The 11121-nt window shown below is 65.2% G+C and carries 9 protein-coding genes; 1 reads left to right on the plus strand and 8 read right to left on the minus strand.

Annotation, left to right across the window (positions count from 1 at the left end; translation table 11 throughout):
• Nucleotides 1–509 (minus strand): AzlC family ABC transporter permease (locus tag VKP01_RS07070; RefSeq protein WP_324411455.1); only part of this gene is annotated, 509 nt, incomplete at its 3' end.
• Between the two features lie 252 nt (nucleotides 510–761).
• On the opposite strand from VKP01_RS07070, the gene VKP01_RS07075 reads away from it, so the two are divergent.
• Nucleotides 762–1994 (plus strand): multidrug effflux MFS transporter, encoded by a 1233-nt coding sequence (locus tag VKP01_RS07075; RefSeq protein ID WP_324411456.1) that lies wholly within the window; start codon nucleotides 762–764, stop codon nucleotides 1992–1994.
• Between the two features lie 10 nt (nucleotides 1995–2004).
• Here the strand turns inward: VKP01_RS07075 and VKP01_RS07080 are convergent, their stop codons facing one another.
• The 7 genes from VKP01_RS07080 to VKP01_RS07110 form a co-directional block, all read right to left on the minus strand.
• The gene (locus tag VKP01_RS07080; RefSeq protein WP_324411457.1) at nucleotides 2005–2328 is read right to left on the minus strand and encodes a hypothetical protein; all 324 of its coding nucleotides are present in this window, start codon (nucleotides 2326–2328) and stop codon (nucleotides 2005–2007) included.
• A 136-nt stretch (nucleotides 2329–2464) separates the two neighbouring features.
• On the minus strand, nucleotides 2465–2776 hold the full coding sequence (locus VKP01_RS07085) for a hypothetical protein (RefSeq protein ID WP_324411458.1): 312 nt from the start codon (nucleotides 2774–2776) through the stop codon (nucleotides 2465–2467).
• A 12-nt stretch (nucleotides 2777–2788) separates the two neighbouring features.
• Nucleotides 2789–4099, minus strand: coding sequence for a sulfite oxidase (locus VKP01_RS07090; protein WP_324411459.1), 1311 nt, complete (start codon nucleotides 4097–4099; stop codon nucleotides 2789–2791).
• A 211-nt stretch (nucleotides 4100–4310) separates the two neighbouring features.
• Complete coding sequence (locus tag VKP01_RS07095) at nucleotides 4311–7496, minus strand: efflux RND transporter permease subunit (RefSeq protein ID WP_324411460.1); 3186 nt, start codon at nucleotides 7494–7496, stop codon at nucleotides 4311–4313.
• Between the two features lie 26 nt (nucleotides 7497–7522).
• Nucleotides 7523–8686 (minus strand): efflux RND transporter periplasmic adaptor subunit, encoded by a 1164-nt coding sequence (locus VKP01_RS07100; protein WP_324411461.1) that lies wholly within the window; start codon nucleotides 8684–8686, stop codon nucleotides 7523–7525.
• A gap of 256 nt (nucleotides 8687–8942) precedes the next feature.
• Nucleotides 8943–9386 carry a universal stress protein gene (locus tag VKP01_RS07105; RefSeq protein WP_324411462.1) on the minus strand — a complete coding sequence of 148 codons (444 nt, stop codon included), beginning with the start codon at nucleotides 9384–9386 and terminating at the stop codon, nucleotides 8943–8945.
• A gap of 22 nt (nucleotides 9387–9408) precedes the next feature.
• Nucleotides 9409–11121 (minus strand): TRAP transporter permease (locus VKP01_RS07110; RefSeq protein WP_324411463.1); only part of this gene is annotated, 1713 nt, incomplete at its 5' end.

Below are 11121 nucleotides of genomic sequence, written 5' to 3' on the forward strand. Positions count from 1 at the left end.
CGCTCGGGATCAGGCACCACGGCGCCGGCGAGATAGCCCGGCAGGGTCGCCGCCAGCCAGCCGCACCAGAGCGCGATGCCGGCACCGAGCACCACCCCGATATCGCGCCCGCCTTCGCCATGATAGCGCATGCCGATCAGCCAGTTGGCATCGGCGAGGACGAAGGTCACGGCAGCGACCTGGCCCCGGCTGGCACCGATCATGTAAGGCTGGATCGCCGCGCCCATCAGGATCATGCGCGCATTCACCGTCGCCACCAGTACCGTCACGACGAGGAGCCCGGTCAGCGTCCATGGATCCTGCCACACCTCCAGCGCCACCATCTGCGAGGCGCCGGCGAAGACCGTCGCGGAGAAGGCCATGGTCTGCCACAGTTCCAGCCCCTTCTGCGCCGCTGCGGCGCCGAAGGCCGAGGCGAAGACCATCGCACCCGGCAGGAGCGGCAGGGCGAGGCGGGCGCCGAGGCGGGCACCGGCGAGGGTGAAGGCGGGGCGGGGCGGTCGGGACATGATATGCGTGACGATCCGGGTTTCCAGGACGATGCCCCTGTCCTTGCGGCAGGGGGTCTTCCAGGGGCTCTTCCAGGGGGTTCTTCCAAATATTCTTCATTGAGATGCTTGCACGTATTCGCTTGCCTGATCGGATGGGCCGGGGCAACCCCCCGGATAAATGCGCCCCCATCGCGCCTGCCCATGCGGGATCGGCGTCAGACCGGACACAACGCGCTTTCCCGCCATTCGCCCAGCGGCTAGACAGAGAGCATGACACCCGCGACGCCACCCGCCAGATCACGCTTCCGGCTTTCCGCCGACACCCTCGCCATGACAGCGACGCTGGCAATGCTGACCTCGCTCGGGCCGCTTTCGACAGATATGTATCTGCCTGCCCTTCCCGCCATCGCCGAGGGGCTGGGCACCACGATTGCCGGCGCGCAGCTCACCCTCTCAGCCTTCCTGCTGGGTTTCGCCCTCGGACAATTCCTCTACGGGCCGCTCTCCGACCGGATCGGGCGCCGCCCCGTGCTCGGTTTCGGGCTGGGGCTGTTTCTCGTGGCGACACTGGCCTGCATCGTGGCACCGAATATCGAGACGCTCACGCTGGCGCGGTTCGTCCAGGCACTCGGCGCCTCCGCTCCGATCGTTCTGGCCCGCGCCATCGTGCGCGATCTCTATGAGGGGCCGCGCGCAGGGCGGGAATTGTCGCGCATGGGGACGATCATGGGGCTGGTGCCGGCGATCGCGCCGGTTCTGGGAGGGGTGATCCATGTTGCCTTCGGCTGGCGCGCTGTCTTCGTTGCGATCCTGATCGCCGGCATCGCGCTCACCTTCGTCGTGCTGCGCCATCTCCCCGAGACCCTGCGCAGCCGCGAGACCACGCCGCTCTCGGTGAAGGCGATCCTTACCGGATTCGCACAGCTTTTGCGCCATCCGACCTACCGGGTCTATGTCGGGCTCTCGGCGCTGACCTATTCCGGCCTTTTTGCCTTCATTTCCGGGTCGAGTTTCGTGCTTCAGGGGGTCTACGGCCTGTCGGAGCTCGCCTACGGCTTCTCCTTCGGCTTCGTGGTGATCGGCTTCATCGCCGGCACGCTGATCGCGCAGCGAATCGTCGGCCTGCGCGGCCTCGACGGCACGATCGGGATTGGCGTGCTCTGCCTGGCTGGCGGGGGTATGGGCATGCTCGTCCTGTCCGCGATCGGCACCGGCTCGGCGCTCGAAGTCGTGTTGCCGATGGCGCTTTACGGGATCGGCGTCGGGCTGACCATGCCGCAATGCATGGCGAGCGCGCTCACTCCCTTCCCCGAACGCGCCGGCGCGGCCTCGTCCCTGCTCGGCATCATCCAGATGGGCCTCGCCGCCTTTGTCGGGATCGGACTGGGTGCGGCGCTGATCCACGCGCATATTGCCATGGCGGTGGTTCTGGCGGGGCTGGGCTTGATGGCGCTGGCGCTGTTTGTGGCAACGCGGGCCGCGCGCCGCGAGGAGGCGGCCTGATCAAGCGCGTTTATTTCTCCGCCAAATAACCGATCGGCTCGGCGGGTTTGCGACCGAGCCAGAGCAGCAGCAGACCGAGCACGAGGGCGACGAGCGCGGCGGGCCAGAGCAGCACGGTCAGAAGGACCGGATCCCACATGGCCGGATGGATATGGCGCGTGACCGCCGGTTCCAGCATGGGGAACAGGCCCGGCATCAGCTGAAACAGAATCTGCCCCAGCGGCGCGTAGGTGATCTCGCCGGCGGCGATGGAGCGCGCGCCGTCGATCACGAAGCCGACGAAGCCGGCAGCGATCAGCAGGAACCCGATGAGACGCAGGATGAAACGGAACATGGCGACGTTATTTCGCGTCGGCCTCCCCGTGTCCAGCGCGGGAATGCAGAAACGGGCTCACGATCCGATACAAAAACCGCCGCTCACGACATCGTGAGCGGCGGTCCGCGCAGAGGCAGGGGAATCCCTCTCGGCGTCAGCCTTCGTATCCGTAATGCTCGACGAGATAATCCATGACGGTGGCGCGCATGTCGTCCGGCAACGGCGCCATGCCCTGGCTGTCGACCATCCAGTCCAGCACCTCATCCCAGACGCGCCGGGAGAAGTCGGACCGCTCGACGATGGCGAGCGAATGGCAGCCCTGGCAGGAATAGAACACCAGCTCCTGCCCCTCACCCGGTGGCAAGCCGCCGAAATCCTCGTCCTGGGCCATGGCCGGGCCCGATGCGAAAGCGAAAATGAGCGCCGCCGCAGCGGCGCCCAGGATCCCGTAACGGGTTTTCTTCATTGACGACTCCAATCAGACCGCAACGACGCCGATGCGGTGGCAGGAATTGTTGAGATAGCCGCGCGGATTCCAACCCGGCACGACCATGGGCTGCATCCGACCCTTCTGATCGGTCGCCCGTGCCCAGACTTCGTAATAGCCCACGCTCGGCGCCTTCACATCGGCGCGCCAGCGCTGCCACGAATACTTGTTCGGGGCGGGCATGACTTCGGCGCGCTGCCATGTGGCGCCGTAATCGATCGACACCTCCATGTCAGTCACCCAGTCGTCACCGGCCCAGGCATGGCCGCGGACCTCGAACGGACGCCCGGCCGGCACTTCCGTCATGGTCTCGGGGAAGCTGATGATCGACTTCACGGGCATGCTCTGGATCACCATCATGTCCGAATCAGCAACCTCATCGCCCGGCGCGACCGGGGTCCGGGGCACACGGTAGGACATGCCGGTCATCTTGGAGCCGTCATGCTCCCTGTCGCGCACCCAGATCCGGGTCAGCCATTTCTGGGAAGCCGAACCCGGCCAGCCGGGCACGACCACGCGCACGGGATATCCGTGGGCGGCGGGAATATCCTCACCATTCATCTTGAAGGCGACGATGGTGTGCGGGTCCATCATCTTGTCGATCGGGCCACCGCGCGAAATCGGGTCGAGCTCGGGATTGCCCGAGAGGTGCTCGTCATACGAGTAATGCCCCGTATAGACGGCGCTCTGCTTGAGGCCCGCGCGCCGCAGGATGTCGGACAGGCGCACACCCGTCCATTCGGCATTACCGATGGCGCCGACGGACCATTGGTTGCCACGCGGCGACGGGTTGAAGGCCGAACGCCCGTTACCACCGCATTCCAGCTGCAGCCTGAGCGTCACATGCTCGAAATCATTGACGAGATCGTCATAGCTCAGTTCCAGCTCGTTCTCGACCTCGCCGTCGATCTTCAGGCTCCAGTCGGAGAGCGCGATCTTGTCCGGCAGCGTGCCGTTGTTGCGCACGAAGAAACGCTCGGCCGGGGTGACGTCGTCATCCAGCATATGCGCCGGGGTTTCCATATTGACCGGGCGATCGTTGAGCACGGTCATGTCGCCGTCCTTGCCCTCGAGGCGGAAATCCTCGACCGAATCGGCAAGCGCTGCGGGAATCATCCCGGCCGGCATGTTCTGGCTGAAGGGGATGCTCGAGCCTACGGCTGCGCCCATCGCGGCCAGACCAGCGCCCTTGAGAAAGCCGCGGCGGTTCGAGTCGGGAACGCGTCCGAAGACGAGTGCATCCGCGCGTTCGGGATCCTGCTCGTAGAGCTCGCGAATTCCCCGTTCTTTTTTGTCCGTCATGAAGATTCCTCCGTTCACATAACTAGAGGTTGTTATGCTCGTGATTTGGCATGCGACATATTCGCATCCGCGAATATACTGTAGCTGCGTGAAAGGGCACTGCCTAGACGGATTTTCAGGTGTAGCGGATAAATTGTTGCTGCACCGCGTCAAAGATAATCAATTTATTTCGCTATGCAGAACGAATACGCTGCATTTGCATAAAAGGCGACTATTCTGCCGGCGCGCGCGGAGATTGCGAAAGCGTTCCGTCATGGGCGACCTGGTCGGCGAACTCCTCTTCCAGCGCCCGCGCATGGGTGAGTTCCCTGTCCAGTCGCTGCTGCTCTGCGGCGCGGGGGTTGGAGAAGCGCGCGAGCATCGCATAGGCGATCGGTGTCAGGAACAGCGTGAACAGCACGGAGAGGATCAGCCCGCCGACCACCACGTAACCCAGCGCCTCGCGGGCTTCCGCGCCGGCCCCCTCGGAGAGGATCAGCGGCACACCGCCGAGCGCGGTGGAGAGCAGGGTCATCATCACGGGCCGAAAACGCACGATCGCCGCCTCGCGCGCCGCATCTGCGACAGCTGCGCCACGATCACGCAGCTGGTTGGCGAATTCGACGATGAGAATGCCGTTCTTGGCCATGAGACCGATCAGGATGACCAGACCGATCTGGCTGTAGATATTCAGCGACCCCCCCGTCATCGCCATGGCGATGAGCGCCGCGCCGAGACCGAACGGCACGGTGATCATGATCACCACGGCACTGATGAAGCTCTCGAACTGGGCTGCCAGCACCAGCAGCACGATCAGCAGCGCGAAAACGAAGGTGAGCGCGACGCCGCGCGAAGTCTGATCGAGGGTTGCCGCCTCACCGAGAAACTGGATGTTGATCCCCTGTGGCAGGCTCGCCGAGGCCACCGCCCGCACATCCGTCATGGCGCGGCGCAGATCATAGCCCGGCTCCAGGCCGGCATTGATCGGCACGGCGCGCATCTGCCCCTGGCGCTGGAGCGTCGGTGCCACGGCCTCCTCCTCCAGCGTGACGACCGAAGAGAGCGGCACCAGCCGGTTGTCGCGGGCGCGGATGAACAGGTTTTCCAGATCGCCCGGATCGCGGATGACGTCGTCGGGGCCGCGCATCCGGATCGCGATGCTGCGGTCGGCCACGCTGACATCACCGACCCGGCGCCCGTCCAGCATGGTCTGCAGGGCGAGCGCGACGTTTTCCGGCGTGAGACCGAGATCCGCAGCGAGGTCACGATCAATGCTCACCGACAATTGCGGCTGGGTGACGTCGAAGGAGACGGAGGGGTTGGACAGCTGCGGCACACGGTCTTCGAGCGCGCGGATGAGCTCTTCCGCAGCGACGGTGATCCCGGTGAAATCGGAACCGCGCACGGCGAATTGCAGCCCCTGGCCACCGCCACGGATGCGCAAGGAATTCGGCGTACGCACGAAGGCCCGCACGCCGACGATATCGGCAATGGAGCGCCGCACCTCCGCCGTGATCTCGGCCTGGCTGGCCTCGCGGTCGCGCCAATCGCTCAGCGGGGCTATCATGAAGGCAGTGTTGGAACGGCTACCCAGCCCGACGATGGAGAGCAATCCCTGCGCATCGCCGCGATCGACGATCGGCTGGATGCGTTCCTCGATCTCGGCGGCCTTGCGCGATGTATAGTCGAGGTCCACGCCCTGGGGCGCACTGACGAAGAGCAGCAGGAAGCCGCGATCTTCCGGCGGGGTCAGCTCTTCCGGCAATTCGCGGAAGGCGACCACGGAGGCGAGCGCGAACACGCCCGCGAGCGCGAGCACGACCAGCGGCGCCTTCAACGCCACGGTGAGCAGGCGCCCGTAGATCGCGGCAACCGCGCTGCCGAAGCGCCCGAGCAGATCGAACCGGGCGCTGCGCGCTTCCTGCTCGGGCGTACGTTCGCCGGATCTGAGCAGCCGCGAAGAGAGCATCGGCACCAGCGTCAGCGCCACGAAGGAGGACAGCATCACCGCAGCGGCGAGCACGAAACCGAATTCGGAGAACAAGGCCCCCGCCGTCCCGGGCAGGAAGGAGATCGGCACGAACACGGCGGCGAGCGTCACGGTCGTCGCGATCACTGCGAAGAATACCTGCCGGGCGCCGAGCACTGCAGCAGCGCGCGGACCCATCCCCTCCTTGCGTCGGCGTTCGATGTTCTCCAGCACCACGATCGCGTCATCAACCACGATCCCCGTCGCCAGAACCAGGGCGAGCAGGGTAAGCACGTTGATGGAGAAACCCATCAGCCAGATCGCGGCGAGCGTACCGATCAGGGCCACCGGGACGGTGACGGCAGGAATGGCGGTGGCGCGTACCGAGCGGAAGAAAAGCAGGATGATGGCGATGACGAGGAGCGTCGCGATCACCAGCGTGAAGGCGACCTCGGCAATTGCGCCGCGAATGAACACGGCCTCGTCGGAGCGGATCTGGAGCGTCACCCCGTCGGGCAGCGCCAGCGACAGTTCATCGACGGCTGCCTCGATACCGTCCGATATCTGGATGGTGTTGGATTGCGCCTGGCGCAGGATACCCAGCGCGATGCCACTCTCACCATTGGCGCGCAGCACCGTATCGCGATCGGCCGGAGCAAGGCGCACATCCGCGATATCGCGGATGCGCGTCTGCGGGTTGATGAAGGTATCCGCGATCGCCTCCGCGGTGCGTGCGCTGGCCGCCGCCTCGACGAGGAGCTCCTGCCCCCCGGAATTGAAGGTCCCCGCCGGCTGATCGACGAGGATGTCGCGCAGGGTGCTCTGCACATCGTTCACGGCCAGCCCGCGTGCGGCGAGGGCGGCGGGATCGAGCGTCACCTGGAACTGTGGCGCGCGCAGCCCCCAGATCTGGACATCGGCGACACCTTCGACGGCTGCGAGCCGGTCCGCGATCCGGTTTTCAGTGATCGCGGTGAGTTCCTCGATCGGCAATGTCTCGGAGATCACCGAGAGGCGAATGATCGCCTGACCATCCGAATCCGCCTTGATCACGACCGGTTCCTCGGCGTCGGTCGGCAAGCGCCGACTGATCGCGGAGACCGCATCGCGGATATCGGCCGCTGCGACATTCATGTCGACATTGTCGGAAAATTCCGCCGTGACCTGGCTGCGCCCGCGCCGACTGTTGGAGGAGAGCGAGACGAGCCCGGACACGCGTGCTACCGCACCTTCAACCACGCTGGTTATCTGGCTGTCCACCGCCACCGGCGTCGCGCCGGGGAACTCGGTGCGCACGGTGACGACGGGCCGGTCGACATCCGGCAATTCGCGGATCTGAATGCCGAGATAGGCCGCCATCCCGGCAATCACGATGAGCAGGCTCATCACCGTGGCGAGAACCGGTCGGCGCACGCACAGCGCCGCGAGATCACCGCTGCGTTCGCTCATCGAAGCCATGGCGCCCACCCTTCTGCTCAGCTGCGACCGGGATCGGCCTCGTGATGCTCGGCAATCGTCACCGGCGCGCCGTCGCGCAGGCGCTGGACACCTTCGAGCACGACGCGATCACCGGGCGTGAGATCGCCGTTGACCAGCGCCCGCGTTTCGCCACGCTCCAGGATTTCGACATCGACACGCTGCGCACGATCATCAACGACGCGCCACAGATAGGAACCGTCGCGATCCCATTGCAGCGAAAGCAGCGGTACGGCGGTCTCGAGCGCGCCCTCGAAAACTGTATCGACCAGGAAGGAGAGGCCGGGCCGAAGACGATCGTCGCTGTTGTCGATGGCGGCACGGATCGTGAGTGTGCGCAGCTGCGGGTCGATGCGTGAATCGATTTCGGCGATCACGCCTTCGAACCGCTCGACCCCGAAGGCGATGCTCGTCGCCTCCACCCGGGCGCCGGGCTGCGCCTGCGCCGCGAAGCGCTCCGGCAGAGCATAGCGGATCAGAATCTCGGATCGGTCGTCGATATTGGCGACTTCGGTCGTCGTGGTGACGCGATCACCGATCGTGACCTTCGCGATGCCCATATAGCCGTCAAAGGGCGCACGCAGGGTGCGCCGGTCGAGATCAAGCTCGGCGCCGCGCAATTCGGCTTCCGCGGAAGCAACGCGGGCCCGCGCCTCCTCGACCTGCACCGTGGAGACGGCCTGGTTCTGCGAGAGGCGCTCGAAACGCCCGAGCTGGTCGCGGGCCTGTTGCAGGGCGATCCCGGCCTTCTCGACAGCGATCGTCTCCTCGCGCGCATCGAGGCGCAGAAGCGGCTGGCCCTCCGCGACGCGGTCGCCGGTGGTGAAGAGCATCTCGGTGACGAGACCTGCCGTCGGCGCGAACAGCGAAACCGAGCGCAGGGCCTCCGCCGTGCCGACGGATTGCACCCGCCGACTCGATAATTCCTCGCCGACGCTCGCCGTGATCACCTGCTGCGGACCGCCTCCGCTACGCCCGGGCGGTCCGCCCCCGGGAGCCCCGCCGCGCGCTTCCTGCTGGTCATCGGCTTCAGGTAGGAGGCCGGCCAGCTCGGCAAGAGGCCGCAGCGGCGCCGGAAAACTCGCCGGCGCAAGCCAGGCCCAGCTCGCGAAGGCCATAGCCAGCGCAGCACAGGCCGCGATCAACTGCTTCCAAATCGCCATGCACGATCTCTGCCTTGCCCGATCCGCGAGAGCCGGATCGGAAAATCATCAAGCCGCCTTGACCACAGGACATCCGGGCCGATGACGCGCTGCCTCATCATACGCGCCTTATGTAACGCTGCGATACCGGCAAGACCAGAGCAGGGTGATGCAAGCTGCGTTTGCAAACGCGTTGACAAGCCGCGTTCGCAAGGGGCAAGGCCGAAGCCTCTCAGGCAACATGCGCTCAAACGGGCAGGCGCCGGACCGTTCGCCTTCAGCCCGCCGCATCCCCCTGGCGCACCACCAGCACCGAACAATCGGCATGGCGCACGACCCGCGCCGCATTGGGGCCCAGCAGATAATCTTCCAGCCCCAGCCGATGCGCGCTCATCACGATCAGATCCGCCTTCACGACCCCGGCATAATGCAGGATCTCCTTGTAGATCACGCCGTGGCCGACGATGTGCCGACGCGTGATCCCGTCCGGGAACTTCTCCTGCGCATAGGCGTGCAGCTGCTTGTCCGCCTCGGCCAGCGCGCCCTGCTCGAATCCCTTGGGAAAGAAGCTGCCGACGAGCGACATGCCGAAATCCGGAACGACCGTGATGATATGCACCCGCGATTTGAAGGCGCGCGCATATTCCACCACGGTTCGCACGGCGTCTTCCTCGTCTTCCGGGTGACCGAGATCGACCGCGAGAAGGATATCCTTGTACATGGGCTCGTCCTCCGGTTCGCCCTCAGGCCGTGGCCGCCTCGCCGTCATCAGCCTGTGTGGCGCGCGCCTTTCTTGCCGCTTCCTTGCGCTTCAAACGGCGGCTCTGCAGCAGATAGACCAGTCCGAAGAGCCCGAAGGCGGGAGTGTAGAACCATTCGTCCATCGGCTGATCCGCCGCAATCTCCACCGCCGTCAGAACCACCGGATTGTCCGGATCGTAGAAATCGACGTTCTCGAGCGCGCGACCGGCGGAACTGCGCGGATCGAAGGGCTCTTCGAGCACCACGCGATCATCCTCGATCATCGCCGGCAGATCCGTTGCCTGACGGTAGCGCATCTGCGGATCGTCGCTCGCCGGCCCGAGATCGAAAGCCATCAGCCGTTCCTGCATCGATCCGTCGAGGAAGGACGGGCCCTCGACGCGCAGGCGCATGACGGCGTCATCAGGCAGATCGGCGACGACGTCGTAGAGCTGTGCCGGTTCGACCTCCTGCCACGGCGGGGCCACCTGATCCATGAAGAAGCCCGGCCGCAACAACAGGAAGGTGACCAGCAAAAGCGCCGCCGTTTCCCACAACCGCGACTTCACCAGGAAGAACCCCTGCGTCGCGGCTGCGAAGACCAGCATCGCCAGTGTTGCCTTGATGAAGATCCAGATCCCGCCGATCCAGTCGACGTCGATCAGCAGGAGATCGGTGTTGAAAACGAAGATGAACGGCAGCAGCACCGTGCGCAGGCTGTAGAAGAAGGCGGTGAAGCCGGTCTTCAGCGGGTCGCCACGCGACACCGCCGCTGCGGCAAAGGAGGCGAGCCCCACAGGGGGCGTCACATCCGCCATGATCCCGAAATAGAAGACGAACAGATGTGCAGCGATCAACGTGATCAGGATGCCGTTGGCCTGTCCAAGCTCGACGATGATAGGCGCCATGAGGGTGGCGACGACGATGTAGTTCGCCGTGGTGGGCAGGCCCATGCCGAGGATCAGGCTGATCAGCGCGGTGAAGACCAGAATCAGGAAGATGTTACCGCCCGAGAGCGTCTCCACCACCTCGCCCATGACCTGGCCGAGCCCGGTCAGCGTCACGGTGCCGACGACGATGCCGGCCGCGGCGACGGCGCAGGCAATGCCGATCATGTTGCGCGCCCCGCCGATCAGGCCCTGGATCAGTTCTTCGAAACCGGCCCGCGCCTGCCCCGTGATCTCGTTGGAATGCAGGCCCCGGAACAAGGCCTTGATCGGGCGCTGCGTCAGCAGGATCACGATGAGCACGGTCACCGCATAGAAAGCCGAAAGGCCCGGCGAAAGCTGCTCGATCATGATGAACCAGACGAGCACCACAATCGGCAGGATGTAGTGCAGCCCCGTCACGGCGACTTCACCGGCAATCGGCAACTGCACGACAGGCGCGTTCGGATCGTCGATCTCGAGATCAGGCTTTTTCGAGGCGAGCCAGAGCATGGCGAGATAGGCAAGCCCCATCAGCGTGAGTACGATCGGCGCCAAAAGTCCTGGTATCGCCGCCTGCAGGAAGCGGATGCCGAAATAGATTACACCGGCGAGGATCGCGATCGAGGAAACCACGATGCCCATACGCAGCAGCGCAGCCTGGAAGCTGCGCAGGACGGGTTTAGGCAGTGTCTGCATATCCGCCTTCACCGCCTCGAGATGGACGAGGTAGAGAAGCGCGATATAGGAGATCACCGCCGGCAGGAAGGCGTGGGTGATCACCTCCGT

Origin of the sequence: Saliniramus sp., assembly GCF_035311605.1 — a bacterium.
Lineage (GTDB): Bacteria > Pseudomonadota > Alphaproteobacteria > Rhizobiales > Beijerinckiaceae > Saliniramus.

Coding starts and splice junctions, on each gene's coding strand:
- VKP01_RS07085 (WP_324411458.1), bottom strand. CDS start 2,776: ATGAAGAAAACCCGTTACGGGATCCTGGGCGCCGCTGCGGCGGCGCTC.
- VKP01_RS07090 (WP_324411459.1), bottom strand. CDS start 4,099: ATGACGGACAAAAAAGAACGGGGAATTCGCGAGCTCTACGAGCAGGAT.
- VKP01_RS07100 (WP_324411461.1), bottom strand. CDS start 8,686: ATGGCGATTTGGAAGCAGTTGATCGCGGCCTGTGCTGCGCTGGCTATG.
- VKP01_RS07095 (WP_324411460.1), bottom strand. CDS start 7,496: ATGAGCGAACGCAGCGGTGATCTCGCGGCGCTGTGCGTGCGCCGACCG.
- VKP01_RS07075 (WP_324411456.1), top strand. CDS start 762: ATGACACCCGCGACGCCACCCGCCAGATCACGCTTCCGGCTTTCCGCC.
- VKP01_RS07080 (WP_324411457.1), bottom strand. CDS start 2,328: ATGTTCCGTTTCATCCTGCGTCTCATCGGGTTCCTGCTGATCGCTGCC.
- VKP01_RS07105 (WP_324411462.1), bottom strand. CDS start 9,386: ATGTACAAGGATATCCTTCTCGCGGTCGATCTCGGTCACCCGGAAGAC.